This is a genomic window from Thauera aromatica K172 (assembly GCF_003030465.1).
GTDB lineage: Bacteria > Pseudomonadota > Gammaproteobacteria > Burkholderiales > Rhodocyclaceae > Thauera > Thauera aromatica.
Genome location: NZ_CP028339.1, coordinates 2,473,483 through 2,488,327, shown reverse-complemented (window position 1 = coordinate 2,488,327; position 14,845 = coordinate 2,473,483). Strand labels below are relative to the sequence as shown.

Annotated in this window: 17 protein-coding genes; 10 read left to right on the top strand and 7 right to left on the bottom strand. The window is 64.6% G+C overall.

The annotated features are described in order from the left end of the window. Positions 1-24: 24 nt before the first annotated feature. Genes Tharo_RS11850 through coq7 form a run of 4 tightly spaced genes read left to right on the top strand, consistent with a single transcriptional unit; the run spans position 25 to position 3,111 of the window. On the top strand, positions 25-1,380 hold the full coding sequence (locus Tharo_RS11850) for a heterodisulfide reductase-related iron-sulfur binding cluster (protein ID WP_107221381.1): 1,356 nt from the start codon (positions 25-27) through the stop codon (positions 1,378-1,380). Beyond that, a complete protein-coding gene (locus tag Tharo_RS11845; RefSeq protein WP_107221380.1) occupies positions 1,377-1,961 on the top strand; it encodes a DUF3501 family protein in 585 nt (194 codons plus the stop codon). The genes Tharo_RS11850 and Tharo_RS11845 overlap by 4 nt, the downstream gene beginning before the upstream one ends. Further along, positions 1,958-2,491, top strand: a complete 534-nt coding sequence (locus tag Tharo_RS11840) for a CNP1-like family protein (protein WP_425444936.1) — start codon at positions 1,958-1,960, stop codon at positions 2,489-2,491. Before Tharo_RS11845 ends, Tharo_RS11840 begins: the two co-directional genes overlap by 4 nt. Continuing rightward, positions 2,491-3,111, top strand: coding sequence for a 2-polyprenyl-3-methyl-6-methoxy-1,4-benzoquinone monooxygenase (gene coq7, locus Tharo_RS11835; protein ID WP_107221378.1), 621 nt, complete (start codon positions 2,491-2,493; stop codon positions 3,109-3,111). Before Tharo_RS11840 ends, coq7 begins: the two co-directional genes overlap by 1 nt. Positions 3,112-3,166: 55 nt before the next feature. On the opposite strand, the gene Tharo_RS11830 is transcribed toward coq7, so the two are convergent. Further along, positions 3,167-3,586 (bottom strand): OsmC family protein, encoded by a 420-nt coding sequence (locus Tharo_RS11830; RefSeq protein WP_107221377.1) that lies wholly within the window; start codon positions 3,584-3,586, stop codon positions 3,167-3,169. 610 nt (positions 3,587-4,196) lie between these two features. Between Tharo_RS11830 and rplM the strand changes: the two genes are divergently transcribed. The 4 genes from rplM to erpA all read left to right on the top strand — a co-directional run bounded on the left by rplM (position 4,197) and on the right by erpA (position 6,702). Beyond that, entirely contained in the window at positions 4,197-4,625 is a 429-nt protein-coding gene (gene rplM, locus Tharo_RS11825) for a 50S ribosomal protein L13 (RefSeq protein ID WP_107221376.1), read from the top strand. A gap of 12 nt (positions 4,626-4,637) precedes the next feature. After that, positions 4,638-5,030: a 30S ribosomal protein S9 gene (gene rpsI / locus Tharo_RS11820; protein WP_107221375.1), complete on the top strand. Its 393-nt coding sequence runs from the start codon at positions 4,638-4,640 to the stop codon at positions 5,028-5,030. A gap of 191 nt (positions 5,031-5,221) precedes the next feature. Further along, positions 5,222-6,259 carry an N-acetyl-gamma-glutamyl-phosphate reductase gene (argC, locus tag Tharo_RS11815; protein ID WP_107221374.1) on the top strand — a complete coding sequence of 346 codons (1,038 nt, stop codon included), beginning with the start codon at positions 5,222-5,224 and terminating at the stop codon, positions 6,257-6,259. Between the two features lie 92 nt (positions 6,260-6,351). Next, positions 6,352-6,702, top strand: a complete 351-nt coding sequence (gene erpA / locus Tharo_RS11810) for an iron-sulfur cluster insertion protein ErpA (RefSeq protein WP_075149314.1) — start codon at positions 6,352-6,354, stop codon at positions 6,700-6,702. Between the two features lie 126 nt (positions 6,703-6,828). Here the strand turns inward: erpA and Tharo_RS11805 are convergent, their stop codons facing one another. Beyond that, positions 6,829-8,151, bottom strand: a complete 1,323-nt coding sequence (locus tag Tharo_RS11805; protein WP_107221373.1) for a M23 family metallopeptidase — start codon at positions 8,149-8,151, stop codon at positions 6,829-6,831. Positions 8,152-8,239: 88 nt separating this feature from the next. Here Tharo_RS11805 and tyrS point away from each other — a divergent pair, with 88 nt between their 5' ends. Both tyrS and murI read left to right on the top strand, forming a co-directional pair. Continuing rightward, positions 8,240-9,439, top strand: a complete 1,200-nt coding sequence (gene tyrS / locus Tharo_RS11800) for a tyrosine--tRNA ligase (RefSeq protein WP_107221372.1) — start codon at positions 8,240-8,242, stop codon at positions 9,437-9,439. Positions 9,440-9,506: 67 nt separating this feature from the next. Next, positions 9,507-10,301, top strand: coding sequence for a glutamate racemase (gene murI, locus Tharo_RS11795; protein WP_107221371.1), 795 nt, complete (start codon positions 9,507-9,509; stop codon positions 10,299-10,301). A gap of 60 nt (positions 10,302-10,361) precedes the next feature. Here murI and Tharo_RS11790 read toward each other — a convergent pair whose 3' ends face one another. The 5 genes from Tharo_RS11790 to Tharo_RS11770 form a co-directional block, all read right to left on the bottom strand. Continuing rightward, entirely contained in the window at positions 10,362-11,216 is an 855-nt protein-coding gene (locus Tharo_RS11790) for a sulfurtransferase (RefSeq protein ID WP_107221370.1), read from the bottom strand. Continuing rightward, the gene (locus Tharo_RS11785) at positions 11,213-11,581 is read right to left on the bottom strand and encodes a SpoIIAA family protein (protein WP_107221369.1); all 369 of its coding nucleotides are present in this window, start codon (positions 11,579-11,581) and stop codon (positions 11,213-11,215) included. The genes Tharo_RS11790 and Tharo_RS11785 overlap by 4 nt, the downstream gene beginning before the upstream one ends. A gap of 58 nt (positions 11,582-11,639) precedes the next feature. Next, entirely contained in the window at positions 11,640-12,527 is an 888-nt protein-coding gene (locus Tharo_RS11780; protein ID WP_107222404.1) for a DMT family transporter, read from the bottom strand. A gap of 90 nt (positions 12,528-12,617) precedes the next feature. Then, the gene (locus Tharo_RS11775) at positions 12,618-13,955 is read right to left on the bottom strand and encodes an ATP-binding protein (protein ID WP_107221368.1); all 1,338 of its coding nucleotides are present in this window, start codon (positions 13,953-13,955) and stop codon (positions 12,618-12,620) included. Next, positions 13,952-14,716, bottom strand: coding sequence for a response regulator (locus Tharo_RS11770; RefSeq protein ID WP_107221367.1), 765 nt, complete (start codon positions 14,714-14,716; stop codon positions 13,952-13,954). The genes Tharo_RS11775 and Tharo_RS11770 overlap by 4 nt, the downstream gene beginning before the upstream one ends. Between the last annotated feature and the right edge of the window lie 129 nt (positions 14,717-14,845).

Sequence of the window (14,845 nt, the reverse complement as noted above, 5' to 3'; positions counted from 1 at the left end):
GATCGAGGGAAGGGAGGAGCTGTCATGAATCAGCGCGAGGGAAGTCTCGAGGCGCCCAGGCGGCATCCGATCGCCTGGCGCGAAGACTGCTACTACGACGAAGGCGAGGTGCTCGCGGAAATGGAGCGGGTGTTCGGCATCTGTCATGGGTGCCGGCGCTGCGTGAATCTGTGCAACGCCTTTCCGACCCTGTTCGATCTCGTCGATGCGAGCCGCAGCATGGAAATCGACGGAGTGGAGAAAAAGGATTACTGGAAAGTCGTCGATCAGTGTTACCTGTGCGACATCTGCTTCATGACCAAATGCCCCTACGTGCCGCCGCATGAGTGGAACATCGATTTTCCCCACCTGATGCTGCGCGCGAAGGCGGTGAAGTTTCGCAAGGGCGAAGTCAGGTTCCGCGACAAGCTGCTCACCAGCACCGACGCCCTCGGCAAGCTGGCGGCGATCCCGGTGGTGGCGCAGGCAGTCAATGCGGCCAACCGCAACGGCGCGGCGCGCAGCGTGCTGCAGTCGGTGCTGGGCGTGGACAAGCGGCGCGAATTGCCTCCTTACGCCGCGGCGAAATTCCGCGCCAGGGCCGAAGTCGCCGCGGATTGGCCGGTGCGCGATGGCGAGCGCACTCCGGGCAAGGTGGCGATCTTCTCGACCTGCTACATCAACTACAACGAACCCGGCATCGGCCATGACCTGGTCGCGGTGCTGGCGCACAACGAGATTCCGTCGCTGCTGGTGCCGCAGGAGGCGTGCTGCGGGATGCCGAAGCTCGAACTGGGCGACCTCGAGGGCGTCGATCGGCTGAAGCGGCGCAACATTCCGGTGCTGGCCAAGCTCGCCCGCGAGGGATATGCGGTGCTCGCCCCGGTCCCTTCGTGTGCGCTGATGTTCAAGCAGGAGTTGCCTTTGCTCTATCCGGAGGACGAGGACGTCGCAGCAGTGGCCGAAGCGATGTTCGATCCCTTCGAGTACTTCGTCCTGCGCCACCGCGACGGGCTGTTGAAGACCGACTTCACGCGGCGGCTGGGCAAGGTCGCGTACCACATTCCCTGCCATGGCCGGGTGCAGAACGTGGGCCAGAAGACGCGCGAGACCCTGCAGCTGATTCCGGGGACGGAAGTGGTGACGATCGAGCGCTGCGCCGGCCATGACGGCACCTGGGGAGTGAAGACGGAATATTTCGAGCAGTCGATGAAGATCGGCAAGCCGGTTTTTCGTCAGATGGCGCAGGCGGCCCCCGATTTCATCAGCTCCGACTGTCCGATTGCCGGGCGCCACATCCAGCAGGGAATCCGCGACAGCGGAACGAAGCTCGAAGCAACGAAAGCCCACCCGCTGACCCTGTTGCGCATGGCCTACGGTCTGGAGGAGAAATTGCGATGACGATCGAGCGCGGCAGTCTGCTGAGCCTGGAGGAGTACGCCCGCCAGCGTGCCGAGTTTCGCGCGAAAGTGATGGCGCACAAGAAAAATCGCGCGCTCGCGGTTGGTCCCCATGTCACCTTGCTGTTCGAAGATGAACTGACGATCCGTTACCAGATCCAGGAAATGCTGCGCATCGAGCGCATTTTCGAGGAAGCGGGCATTGCCGATGAGCTCGCGGCCTACAACCCGCTCGTTCCCGATGGCCAGAACTGGAAGGCGACCATGCTGATCGAGTTTTCCGAAGAAGCCGATCGCAGACGGTGGCTGGGGCGTTTGATCGGTATCGAGGATCGCGTCTGGGTGCGGGTGGCAGGGTTCGATCCGGTATTTGCCATTGCCGACGAGGATCTCGGACGCGAAAATGACGAGAAGACGTCTTCGGTGCATTTTCTGCGCTTCGAACTCGGCCCGCAGCGGGGCCGGGCGCTGAAGAGCGGTGCGGCGCTGGCTGTCGGCATCGACCATCCCTCCTATGCGGCGCTGGTCGATCCGGTGCCGGAGGCGGTTCGGCTTTCGCTTTGTGGAGAATTGCACGCTTGAAATCGATCGAATCCCGTATGACTCGCGGGGGGCTGCTGGCCCTGGCCCTGGCCCTGGCTTGCGGGCCTGCGCTGGCAGGCCTGTTGGTGGACACCGATTCCGACTGGAAGGAAGGCGAAGTGGCGCTGCCGCCGGCGGTCGAGGAAGCCCGACTGCGCGCCTTCGATACCGGCACGCCTTCGCCCAACCTGTTTTTCGTCGACGAAGGCAGCGTCAGCATCGGCGAAGATGGCGTGGTGCGCTACACCCTGGTCGCGCGTGCGGCGGGCGGTGCGGAAAACGTGACCTTCGAGGGGATTCGCTGCGCGACCGGAGAGCGGCGCATCTATGCCAGCGGGCGTCCTGACGGCAGCTGGGTGGCGATGAAAAAGAGCGAATGGCAGGCCATCGGGGGCAATGCCTATAACCGGCCACGAGCGGCACTCGCCTGGGACTACCTGTGTGACGGTCTTGCCGCGCCACGTAACCGCGATCATGCACTGCAACTGCTCAAGCAGCGCCGTAGCCACTATCCGTCGGAGGTGCGCTGATGATCGATCGTGCCATCATCGAATTCGACCGGGCGCTGCGTACCGTCTTCGCGCCGGCCTCCAGTGTGCGCCCGGTACCGGGAGAGGGCATCGACGAGACCGTACTCAGCGATGCCGAGCGTCGCCATGCCGCAGCGCTGATGCGGGTCGATCATGCCGGCGAGATCTGTGCCCAGGCCCTCTACCAAGGGCAGGCGATGATGTCGCGCGACCCCACCATCCGCGACGCGTTGCGCCACGCTTCACAGGAAGAAACCGAGCACCTGGCGTGGACCGAGCGCCGGATTGCGGATCTGGGAGGGCGCAAGAGCCTGCTCAATCCCTTGTGGTACGGCGGTTCGCTGTGCCTGGGAATGCTGGCCGGGCGCTTCGGCGAACGTCAGAATCTGGGTTTTCTGGCCGAAACCGAGCGTCAGGTCGAGCAGCACCTGAAGGGCCATCTGGAGGCGTTGCCTGCCGCCGATCTGCGCTCGCGCGCGATCGTCGAGCAGATGAAGGAGGACGAGGCCGGGCATGCCGATACGGCAGTCGGGCTTGGGGCGCACGAGCTTCCTGCCCCTGTGAAGGCGGCGATGAGGCTGGGGGCGAAGCTGATGACGACGCTGGCCTACCGTATCTGACCCCGCCCCGCCTCATCCGCCGCCGGCGATCGAGGCGGGCGGTGCCGGCGCCCCTTCAATCGGCCTCGACGATCTCGAAGTCGTGGGTGATTTCCGCAGTCTTGGCCAGCATGATTGAAGCCGAGCAGTATTTTTCGGCCGAGAGATGGATGGCGCGCTCGACCGCTTCGGGTTTGAGCTTGCGGCCGGTGATCGTGTAGATGAAGCAGATCCGGGTGAACACTTTGGGGTCGCTTTCCGCGCGTTCGGCCTCCAGGCGTACGCTGCAGCCGCGCACGTCGTGGCGGCCGCGCTTGAGGATCAGAACGACGTCGAAGGCTGTGCAGCCGCCCGCCCCGGCAAGCATCAATTCCATCGGCCGCGGTGCCAGGTTGCGCCCTCCTGCTTCGGGCGCGCCATCCATGGCAACGAGGTGACCGGTCCCGGTTTCGGCGATGAAGCTCATGCCGTCGAGCCATTTGATGGTGCATTCCATTGTCGTGAACTCCTGCAGGGCGAAACGGCCCTTGTCTGCGGTTGCCGGCGGGGTGCCGGGCCGCATGTTACCGCAGTGCCGCAAGCTTGCGCTCGTGCCTGTCGGGCGGGCCGCAAGTCGCGTCGTCAATGAGGGGAGCGCAGGTTTGGGAGGGGGGCTGCAGATACAATACGGGAGCGTATTCATGCAGCGCACAAAACCAGCGTTAAATCGCTTTCTGGTAGTGGGGCCGGGGAAGGTCCATGGGTCCCGGATAAGAGCGCAAATCGAGATAAAACAAGCAGTTGAGCCTGAATAAATCCTGCTTATGAAAAAATCAAAACATTTATCGTGCATTGCACAAAAAAATCTTGCCAATATTTTGCGGCTTGCGCATAATTCGTCTCAGTCGGATCGCTGACGCGGGAACAAAGACGCGCCGATCCAAGCGGTGTCTCCTCCACCCTCCTCCTTTGGTGTGGATTTAACGCAGTCCTCGCGGACTGCGTTTTTTTTCGCCTGACATGGCGCCGACGCACGGAATAATTGACATCGAGCCGGTGCTCGCATTAGAATTGCGAGCTTTCCGTTTGACGGCCGGTTCGCAGGCCTGACAAGATCGAGGATCCACATGAAGACGTTTTCTGCCAAGCCGCACGAGGTCAAGCGCGACTGGTTCGTTGTCGACGGCACGGACAAGGTGCTTGGCCGTCTTGCCGCCGAAGTGGCTCGCCGTCTGCGCGGCAAGCACAAGGCCATTTACACCCCTCACGTCGATACCGGCGATTTCATCGTCGTGGTCAATGTCGATAAGCTGCGCGTGACCGGCAACAAGGCCCAGGACAAGAAATACTACCGCCACTCCGGCTACCCGGGCGGCATCTACGAAACCAACTTCACCAAGCTCCAGCAGCGCTTCCCCGAGCGCGTGCTCGAGAAGGCGGTGAAGGGCATGCTGCCGAAGGGCCCGCTGGGCTACGCCATGCTGAAGAAGCTGAAGTGCTATGCGGGGCCGTCCCATCCGCACAGCGCCCAGCAGCCGCAAGTTCTCGAGATCTGAAGGAGCCGATAAATGGCTGTGACTTACAACTACGGTACCGGTCGCCGCAAGACCGCGGTCGCCCGTGTGTTCATCAAGCCGGGCTCCGGCAACATCGTCGTCAACGGCAAGCCGGTGGACGAGTTCTTCTCGCGTGAAACCGGCCGCATGATCGTGCGTCAGCCGCTGGTGCTCACCGGCAATCAGGACAAGTTCGACATCATGGTGAACGTTACCGGTGGCGGCGAATCCGGTCAGGCCGGTGCGGTCCGCCATGGCATCACGCGTGCCCTGATCGACTTTAGCGCCGAGCTGAAATCCGAGCTGCGCACCGCGGGTTTCGTGACCCGCGATGCCCGCGAAGTCGAACGGAAGAAAGTCGGCCTGCGCAAGGCGCGCCGTCGCAAGCAGTTCTCCAAGCGCTGATCGGCGCAGGGAAGGAATTCGCAAAAGCCGCCTTTTCTGGCGGCTTTTGCGCTTTTGGACACGGCCGGGCGGGGCGGTCCGGAGTGTTGGGTTTTCAGCTCTTGCCGGTATGCGGGCGCTTTTCTCCGTGCCGCGTTTCGCTGCGGGAGTGCGATAATCCCGATCCGGGAGTTTTGCTGCGAGGAAAGAGCATGATCAAGGTTGGAGTGGTCGGCGGGACCGGATATACCGGCGTCGAGTTGTTGCGTCTGCTGTGCCGTCACCCGGACGTCGATCTGGTTGCAATCACCTCTCGCGGCGAAGCAGGTATGGCGGTTTCCGACATCTTCCCCAGCCTGCGCCACCGGGTGAATCTGAAGTTCGTCGCCCCTCAGGATGCCGAACTGGAAAAATGCGATGCCGTGTTCTTTGCGACCCCGAACGGGATTGCGATGAAGCAGGCGGCGGAACTGGTCGCGGCCGGCGTTCGCGTGATTGATCTGGCAGCGGATTTTCGCATTCGCGACATCGCCGAATGGGAAAAGTGGTACGGAATGGAGCATGCGGCTCCGGCGTTGGTCGCCGAGGCGGTGTATGGTCTGCCCGAGCTCAATCGCGAGCAGATTCGCTCTGCGCGCGTGCTGGCCAACCCGGGCTGCTACCCGACCGCCGTTCAACTCGGTTTCCTGCCCTTGATCGAGGCCGGCCTGATCGATTGCGGGCATCTGATCGCGGATGCCAAGTCGGGTGTTTCCGGCGCCGGCCGGAAGGCCGAGATCCATACCCTGCTGCCCGAGGCGGCTGACAGCTTCAAGGCTTACGGGGTGGCGGGGCACCGCCATCTACCCGAGATCCGGCAGGGGCTGTCACGGGTTGCGGGCAAGCCGGTCGAGCTTACTTTCGTGCCGCATCTTACGCCGCTGATCCGCGGCATTCATGCCACCCTGTATGGCCGCCTGCTGCCCGGTGCGGGCGAGCTCGACCTGCAGGCGTTGTATGAGGAGCGCTATGCGGGGGAGGCTTTCGTCGACGTGATGCCGGCCGGCAGCCACCCCGAAACTCGCTCGGTGCGCGCATCGAACATATGCCGAATCGCCGTTCACCGCCCCCAGGGCGGGGATACCGTGGTCGTGTTGTCGGTGATCGACAACCTGGTCAAGGGGGCGGCGGGCCAGGCCGTGCAGAACCTCAACATCATGTTCGGGTTGGATGAAGAGGCCGGACTGGATATCGTCCCCGTCAGTCCCTGAAGGGAACTCGGGCGATCGGTGTCGATCTGATTTTGACGGCGGGGCGGCAAAGGGCGCATCATTCGCACCGCTGCCCCAACAGAGGAGAAAACATGAGCGCAGAAGTTGAAACCCCCGACATCCTGGTCTTCACCGACAGTGCGGCGAACAAGGTTCGCGAGCTGATCGAGGAAGAAGGCAATCCCGATCTCAAGCTACGTGTCTTCGTCTCGGGGGGCGGGTGCTCGGGCTTCCAGTACGGCTTCACCTTCGACGAGGAGGTCAACGAGGACGACACGACTTACGAGAAGAACGGCGTGATGCTGCTGATCGACTCGATGAGCTACCAGTATCTTCTCGGTGCTGAAATCGACTATACGGAAGGTCTGGAAGGCTCCCAGTTCGTGATCCGCAATCCGAATGCGACCAGCACCTGCGGCTGCGGCTCGTCCTTTTCGGTCTGAATCCCTGTCGTCGGTGTCGGCTCGTCCTGCACCGGAGCTTCAACAGCAGTCAAGGCAACGGGCGCTGCAGCGCCCGTTGCCTTGACTACATCCGCCTGGCTCTCTGCACGCGGGCACTGCCCGGGGTCAGTCCGCGCTGGCGAGCTCGTAATTGAGCAGTGCGAAGCGTTCGCGCAGCGGAGCGGTCTCCTGGCGAAACGCGATGAGTTCCCGAGGGCTCAGCGCGTCGGCCATTGGCAGGGCGACGGTCATCGGGTCCTTGGGTACGTTGTTGATGCGGACCTCGTAGTGGAGATGCGGGCCGGTGGCCCAGCCGGTCGAACCCACGTAACCGATGGGATCTCCCTGGCTGATGGCCTGCCCATTGCGCAGGCCGCCGACGAATCCGTTGAGGTGGGCGTAAGCGGTAGCGACGTTGTTGCGGTGCTTGAGGATGACGATCTTGCCGTAGCCGTTCTGCGTTCCGACAAAGTCCACTGTGCCGTCGGAAGTGGCTTTTACGGGCGTTCCGCGCGGTGCGGCAAAATCGGTGCCGTTGTGCTTGCGCCAGCTCCGGTGGATGGGGTGCAGGCGTCGCCCGAAGCTCGAGCTGACCCGGGAAAACTCCAGCGGAGAGCGCAGGAAGCCCTGGCGCAGGCTGCGGCCGTCATCCGTGTAGTATTGGTCCTTGCCGCTGGGGCCGCGGTAGAGCACGACCGCATGGCGTGTCCCGTTGTTGATGAACTCGGCGGCGAGAATGCGGCCGGCACGAACCGGATTGCCGTCCGCGTGGATCGACTCGTAGATCACGTTGAAGCGATCTTCACTGCGCAGATCGGTATGGAAATCGATCGTGGTGCCGAACAGATCGACCAGCTGATTGGCGACGCTGTCGGGCACGCCGGCCGCGTCGGTGGCGCCGAACAGGGAGTTCGAGATCGTGCCGGAGCGCATTTCGATCATCGTCAGCTGCGTGCCGTCGTCCCCCTCGCGCAACGCCAGGCCGTTCTCGCCACGTTCGACGATCAGTTGCCGGCCGGTGTTGCCGAGCGGCAGGCTGAACGATGCGATGCGCCCGTCGGCATGAACAACGGCAGTCACCGAGCGTCCTGCGCGCAGCTGGCGGAGGGCCTGGCGGCCCTGCTCCGAGCCTGACAGCATGTCGAGCGCTTCGGCATCGTGGATGCCGACACGGCGGGAAATCGACTGCAAGGTGTCGCCCGGCTGAATCCGATCGCTATGCACGAACGGCAAGTCATGCGCCGGCTCGGGAACGAGCGCCGGCACCGGCAAGGTTTCGACGACGCGCGCAAACGGGATGTCTGCGATGCTCGTCCCGGGAGCGACCGCGGTGGCGGCGACGACACCGAGCAAGGAAGCACCGGCCACGCCGCCGAAGAGCCAGTTGCGCGGGCGGGTGAGGAGTCGGGCCGGTAGATCGGCTAGAATTCGGGTCTTTCTGGCCTTCATGGACACGGTAGGCTTGGATAGGCAAAAAATTTCCGCGAGTGTAGCAAAGTAATCGACTTGTTCGGGAAGGTATTTTTGGAGAAATTCAATGAGTGATGTTCAGGCTGCGATCGAACTGATCAAGCGCGGCACCGATGCCCTGCTGGTCGAGGCCGAACTGGTCGAAAAGCTGAAACGCGGCCGTCCGCTGCGGGTGAAGGCCGGCTTCGATCCGACCGCGCCCGACCTCCACCTGGGACACACCGTGCTGATCAACAAGATGCGCCACTTCCAGGAACTCGGCCATGACGTGCTGTTCCTGATCGGCGACTTCACCGGCATGATCGGCGACCCGAGCGGCAAGAACAGCACGCGCCCGCCGCTGTCGCGCGAGCAGATCCTGGATAACGCGAAGACCTACCAGGAGCAGGTGTTCAAGATCCTCGACCCGGAAAAGACCGAGATCTGCTTCAACTCGTCGTGGATGGAAGGGCTGGGGGCGGCGGGAATGATCCGGCTGGCCGCGCAGCAGACCGTGGCGCGGATGCTCGAGCGCGACGACTTCGCCAAGCGCTACGGCAACAACCAGCCGATCGCGATCCACGAGTTCCTCTACCCGCTGTGCCAGGGTTACGATTCGGTGGCGATGCGGGCCGATGTCGAACTGGGCGGAACGGACCAGCGTTTCAACCTGCTGATGGGGCGCGAGTTGCAGAAGCACTACGGGCAGGAGCCGCAATGCGTGGTGATGGTGCCGCTGCTCGAAGGCCTGGACGGGGTCAACAAGATGTCGAAATCGCTGGGCAACTACATCGGCATCGCCGAGCCGGCGAAGGAAATCTTCGGCAAGACCATGTCGGTGTCCGATACCCTGATGTGGCGTTACTACGAGTTGCTGTCGTTTCGCTCCAGCGCGGAAATCGCCGCGCTGCGCCGCGAGGTCGACGCCGGGCGCAATCCGCGCGATGTCAAAGTGATGCTGGCGCAGGAGTTCGTCGCCCGCTTTCACGGCGCGGCGGCCGCCGAGGAGGCGCTGGCGGATTTCGAGGCGCGCTTCCAGCGCAATGCGATTCCCGATGACCTGCCCGAAGTCCGGGTTGATGTCGGGGAAGCCGGGCTGCCCCTGTTCCAGGTCCTCAAGCAAGCCGGGCTGACCGGCACCACTTCCGAGGCGATGCGGATGGTCGAGCAGGGCGGGGTACGCCTGAACGGCGAACGTGTCGAGGACAAAGGCTTGCTGCTGTCGGCCGGCGAGACCGTGGTGCTGCAGGTGGGCAAGCGCAAGTTCGCTGCGGTGGTGCTGTCTTGAGCGCCGCCTCGAGCGAACGTGGTGGTCGTGCGGTGCGCCGGAGGCGGTGTTGAGCCGGTCGGCGGCAATGCGCCCGATCGGGGTGTTCGACTCGGGGGTCGGCGGGCTCACTGTGGTGCGGGCGCTGATGGAGCGCCTGCCGCTGGAAAGCATTATCTATTTCGGTGATACGGCACGCGTGCCGTATGGGGTGAAGTCGGTCGCCACCATCGAGCACTTTACCGCGCAGATCACCGAGTTCCTGCTCCAGCGCGACGTCAAGATGCTGGTCATCGCCTGCAATACGATGGCGGCGGTCGCGGCTGAAGTCGTGCACCGGCTGGCCGCCGACATTCCGGTCCTCGACGTGATCGAAGCCGGTGCCCGCGCCGCGGTGGCCGATTCGGCGGGGCGCCGCGTGGGCGTGATCGGCACGCCGACGACGATCAACAGCAACGCCTACGCCCGGCGGATGCACGAGCTCGATCCTTCGGTGCAGGTGTATTCGCAGGCCTGCCCCCTGTTCGTGCCGCTGGTGGAGGAGGGCTGGCTCGAGCATCGAGTGACCCGCCTGACCGCGCAGGAATACCTGCGCCCGGTGCTCGCCGAGGAGGTCGACAGCCTGGTGCTGGGCTGCACCCATTACCCCTTGCTCAAACCTCTGCTGCGGGACGTGGTCGGGCCGCGCGTGCGGATGATCGATTCGGCCCTCACCATTGCTGAACTCGCCGCCCGCCACCTGCAGGACGCCGGGCCCGCCCGCACCACGGGCGGGGCGGCCGAATACCGCTTCGTTGTCAGCGATGTGCCTTTGCGCTTTCAGACGATCGGGGAGCGTTTTCTGGGGCGCTCGCTCGGCGCGGTCGAAAAAGTCGACTGGTAGCGGAAACGGTGCCTGCCGGTGTGGCGAGGCAGGAGTGAGGACGTCCCCCGGGCGGCGATTTCAGGCCGGGCCGCGGGCGACCGGTCGCCGCGGGTCGGTGCACCACTCGCTCCACGAGCCCGCGTAGAGCCGGGAGCCGGTCAGGCCGGCGGCCTCCATCGCCAGGATGTTGGCGCACGCGGTGACGCCCGAGCCGCACTGGTGCACGACCGTGCGCGGGCTGCGTCCCTGCAGCAGCGCGCCGAATTCTTCCCGCAGCACCGAGGCTTGCTTGAAGCAGCCGTGTTCGTCAAGGTTGTCGCGGTAAGGGCGGTTGATCGCGCCGGGAATGTGCCCGCCGATCGGGTCGAGCACTTCATTTTCACCGCGGAAGCGATCGGGGCTGCGTGCGTCGATGAGCAGCATGTCGGGGCGCCCCAGATGTTCGAAGACGTAGTCGGCTTCCACCCGGTCGGAGCGCAGCGCCAACGTATAGGTGTTCGGACGGGGCTCGGGCTGCTCGTAGTCGATCGCCTGCCCGCAGCCGATCCAGGCTTGCAGCCCGCCGTCGAGTACGGCGACGCGGCGATGGCCGAGCCAGCGCATCAACCACCACAGGCGGGAAGCGAACATTCCGCAGGCGTCGTCGTAGGCGACGACCTGGCTGTGATTGCCGATTCCGCATGTGGCCAGACGGGCGGCCAGGCGGGCGGGATCGGGAAGTGGGTGGCGTCCGTTGGCGCCGTTTTTTGCACCCGACAGATCCTCGTCGAGATCGAGGAAGTAGGCTCCTGCCAGATGGCCGGCGAGATAGGCCTGGTAGCCGAAATCGGGGTTGCCGAGATCGAAGCGGCAGTCGCATACGATCCAGTCCGGATCGCGGATGTGCTGCGCCAGATCGGCCGCCCCGATCAAGGTGGCATAGGACGCACTCACGGCACGGCCTCGCTGGCTTCGCCCGCGGCCAGCCAGCTGCGCGCTTCGCTTTCGTCACTGAAGACGCGTACCTCGGCGTCGACGAAGAGTTGCGAAACCCAGGCGCTCCAGGTCAGCCACTGGTCTTCGGTGAGCACCGCGATGCGGCGGAAGTCGTGCGCATGCTGGCGGGAGAACTTGATTTCCTCCCAGGCCACGTCGAGAGTGAAGCCGGCCATCTCGCGCAGATCGAACAACAGGTCGAGGGCACCGTTGAACTGGATCTTGTAATTGACCAGCTCCTCGAATTCCTTGTAGTCGGCCAGCGTGAATTCGCCGAAAACCGTGATCGCAGCCAGTCGGTCGGTGTGTTCGGTACTGATCATGACAGTCTCCGTGAAGTGGCGCGGGATGGAACAACTATAGCCCTGCCGGGCTTCCTGCTCAATCGCCGGCGGGTCGGGAGGACGCCGGCGCCCGTTGCGCCGGGGAGCCGGGTCTGCGCGTGGCGAGCGAGATCAGGATAGCGCTGGCGACGATCAGGGCGATTGCCAGCCACGATGAAGATGGCATGGCTTCGTCCCATATCAACACCCCGAACAGGCTGGCGAAGACCACCGTGGCGTAGCTCAGGTTGGCCGAGACCACGGTGCGCCCGTAACGGTAGGAGCGCGTCATCGCCAGCTGTGCGAGACCGCCGAACAGCCCGATCCCGAGCAGGGTCATGAGCTGGCCCGGGGCGGGAAGGTGGAAGCCGGTGGCGAGCGTCCACGACAGCCCGACGAGCGAGGTTGTCAGCGAAAACCAGAATACGGTGCGTACTTCGGGTTCGCCGACGCGGCCCAGTTCGCGCACGCTGATGTAGGCGAGACTGGCGACTGCGCCCGAGCCCAGTCCGGCGAGCGCTCCGGGCCATTGATCGGGCTGCAGCGTGGGACGCAGCAAAAGCGCCACGCCGATGAAGCCGATCAGCACCGCGAGCAGCGCCGGCCAGCGCAGGCGCTCGCCAAGGAGCAGCACCAGGAGGAGGGCGACGAAAATTGGTGAGGTGTAATTCAGCGTGACCGCGGTCGCCAGCGGCAGCAGGCCGATAGCGAAGAAGTAACAGGCCAGCGCAATCGAACCCGACAGACTGCGTGAAAGCTGCAGACGCCAGTGTGGCGTACTCAGCGGGATGCGCTGGGCCAGCGCCAGCACGGCCATGATCAGCATGCTGACAAAACCGCGGTAGAGCACGGTTTCGCCGGTGGAAAAGTCGACTGCGGCGAGCTTCACACATACGCCCATGCAGGCGAACAGAAAGCAGGAAACGATCATCCAGAAGGCAGGCATGGCTTTTTTGTGCATTGCAGCGTCGCGGCTCGGAATTGAACCACATTGCTGCTTCCTCGGGGCAGGTCTCGCCGGACGCCCGACCGTTCGCTACCTGCCGGGAGCGGGTTGGCGCGTATCGAGGGTGACGCGCGCTTCCAGCCCACCCTCTGGAAGGGAGCGCAGGCTGACTTCGCCATGCTGGCCGCGCAGCAGGTTGCGGGCGATCGCGAGACCGAGTCCGGTGCCGCCGGTCTCACGGTTGCGCGACGCTTCGGTGCGATAGAACGGATTGAACACTTTTTCCAGTTCTGCCTCGGGCAGCCCCGGGCCATGGTCGCGGATGCGGATCTCGAAGCCGCTGGCGATCGCCGCCAGCTCGATGTCGACTTCGCCGCCGAACTTGATCCCGTTTTCGATCAGGTTCCACAGCGCCCGGCGCAGCGCCGAGGGGTTGCCGTCGACGCGGGCCTGGGAGAGTGCTCCGTGGAGGCGCACCGTCCATCCCATGTCGTGCGCGTCTTCGGCGAGCGCCTGCAGCAGCTGGACGAGTTCGATCGGCTGGGGAGGGGCGCGCTCGTCGAGACTGCGGGCGTAGGCGAGCCCTTCCTTCACCAGCCCCTGCATCGCATCCAGGTCGGACTGAATGCGGCTGCGCAAGGTTACGTCATCGACCAGTTCGGCGCGCAGGCGCAGACGGGTGATCGGTGTTTGCAGATCGTGCGAGATCGCCGCCAGGATGCGGGTGCGCTCGGTTACGTGCTCCTGGATACGCTGCTGCATCTGATTGAAGGCGGCGGCGGCCTGGGTGACTTCGGTCGGGCCGCGGGTGTCCATCGGCGCCCGTCCGGGGTCCTCGCCCAGGGCGCGGGCGGCGGCGGCCATGCGCGACAGCGGCCGAGTCGCCAGGCGCACCGCGATCCAGGTGAGCAGGCCGACTCCCGCGACCAGCGCGGCCAGTGCGGCGAACAGGCGTTCGGGTTGAGGGGGGCGGATCGGCGGCATCGGCGCGATGTCGGGCAGGCGGACCTGTACGTGGGCACCGTCGGCAAGTTGCAAGGTGATCAGCAGCACCGGATGCGGCCGGCCATTGTGCGGATGAATGAAGAGGGCGAACGGGCGGGCGGGCATCGCGCTGCGCAAGGCGGCATGAAGCGGGTGCTCTGCGCCGAGCGCATGCAAGCCGTCGCGCAAGGGCCTCAGGCTCAGGCGCAGGCGGCGGCGGCCGAATTCGTCGATCCAGCGTTCCCGCTCCGGCGGCGACATCCGGTCGAGCAGGTCGGCAGCGGCGGCAACTTCCTGCGCCACGCCCTCGAACAGCGCGCTGCGGCCGATGCGCTCGCGCTCGCCGAGGAACAGGGCCAGGCTCACTGCCAGCACCAGGGTGATGCCGACCAGCCAGATCAGGATCAGGCGGGCAAACAGGCTGCGCGGCCACGGCAGGTTCATCGGCCGGTTTCCGCGCGGGTTCCGGTCGCAGCCACTTCAGCGGCCAGGACATAGCCTTCGTTGCGCACCGTCTTGATGATCGTCGGTTCGCGCGCGCTGTCGCCCAGGCGCTGGCGCACACGGCTGACGAGCAGATCGATCGAGCGATCGAAGACGTCGGCTTCGCGCCCCTGGGTCAGTTCCATCAGCTGGTCGCGCGACAGCACTTTCTGCGGATGGGACAGGAATACGCTGAGGATCCGGTACTCGGCACCGGAGAGCGCCACGACGGTACCGTCGGTATCGATCAGGTGACGATTGACGGTGTCCAGCCGCCAGTGGGAGAACCGAAGTTCGCGGGCATTGGCCGGAGGCGTCGCCTCCAGATTGGGCGGCAGCGCCCGGGTACGGCGCAGCACGGCGCGGATGCGCGCATAGAGTTCGCGCGGTACGAAAGGTTTCGCCAGATAGTCGTCGGCCCCCATCTCCAGGCCGAGGATGCGGTCCATGTCCTCGCCGCGCGCGGTCAGCATCAGTATCGGCGTGTTGGCATGGGGGCTGCCGCTGGCGCGCAGGTTGCGGCACAGGGTCAGGCCGTCGTCGCCCGGCATCATCACGTCGAGCACGATGAGGTCGATGCGGTGCTGTTCGAGCGCGCTCTTCATCTCCCGCCCATCGGCCACGGCCGTGCACCGCAGACCTTGTTTTTCGAGGTAATCGGCGAGCAGGTGGCGGATCTCGCGGTCGTCGTCGACGATCAGGATGTGGTCTTGCTGGCTCATCGGTCGTTCTCCATGGCGCCCATCTTAAGGGTTGAGGGGGGCGCCTTTGTATCCCAGCGTATCCGGGCGGGGGGCCGAGACACTGTGCTGCAAAAGCCAAGTCTGCCGATAAATCCTGCTTACATCCGG

What these genes read in the sequence shown, in the direction of transcription:
- Tharo_RS11805 (WP_107221373.1), bottom strand. Translation starts at nt 8,151, where the DNA reads ATGAAGGCCAGAAAGACCCGAATTCTAGCCGATCTACCGGCCCGACTC.
- Tharo_RS11830 (WP_107221377.1), bottom strand. Translation starts at nt 3,586, where the DNA reads ATGGAATGCACCATCAAATGGCTCGACGGCATGAGCTTCATCGCCGAA.
- coq7 (WP_107221378.1), top strand. Translation starts at nt 2,491, where the DNA reads ATGATCGATCGTGCCATCATCGAATTCGACCGGGCGCTGCGTACCGTC.
- murI (WP_107221371.1), top strand. Translation starts at nt 9,507, where the DNA reads ATGCGCCCGATCGGGGTGTTCGACTCGGGGGTCGGCGGGCTCACTGTG.
- argC (WP_107221374.1), top strand. Translation starts at nt 5,222, where the DNA reads ATGATCAAGGTTGGAGTGGTCGGCGGGACCGGATATACCGGCGTCGAG.
- tyrS (WP_107221372.1), top strand. Translation starts at nt 8,240, where the DNA reads ATGAGTGATGTTCAGGCTGCGATCGAACTGATCAAGCGCGGCACCGAT.
- rpsI (WP_107221375.1), top strand. Translation starts at nt 4,638, where the DNA reads ATGGCTGTGACTTACAACTACGGTACCGGTCGCCGCAAGACCGCGGTC.
- rplM (WP_107221376.1), top strand. Translation starts at nt 4,197, where the DNA reads ATGAAGACGTTTTCTGCCAAGCCGCACGAGGTCAAGCGCGACTGGTTC.
- Tharo_RS11850 (WP_107221381.1), top strand. Translation starts at nt 25, where the DNA reads ATGAATCAGCGCGAGGGAAGTCTCGAGGCGCCCAGGCGGCATCCGATC.
- Tharo_RS11770 (WP_107221367.1), bottom strand. Translation starts at nt 14,716, where the DNA reads ATGAGCCAGCAAGACCACATCCTGATCGTCGACGACGACCGCGAGATC.
- Tharo_RS11775 (WP_107221368.1), bottom strand. Translation starts at nt 13,955, where the DNA reads ATGAACCTGCCGTGGCCGCGCAGCCTGTTTGCCCGCCTGATCCTGATC.
- Tharo_RS11780 (WP_107222404.1), bottom strand. Translation starts at nt 12,527, where the DNA reads ATGCCTGCCTTCTGGATGATCGTTTCCTGCTTTCTGTTCGCCTGCATG.
- Tharo_RS11785 (WP_107221369.1), bottom strand. Translation starts at nt 11,581, where the DNA reads ATGATCAGTACCGAACACACCGACCGACTGGCTGCGATCACGGTTTTC.
- Tharo_RS11845 (WP_107221380.1), top strand. Translation starts at nt 1,377, where the DNA reads ATGACGATCGAGCGCGGCAGTCTGCTGAGCCTGGAGGAGTACGCCCGC.
- erpA (WP_075149314.1), top strand. Translation starts at nt 6,352, where the DNA reads ATGAGCGCAGAAGTTGAAACCCCCGACATCCTGGTCTTCACCGACAGT.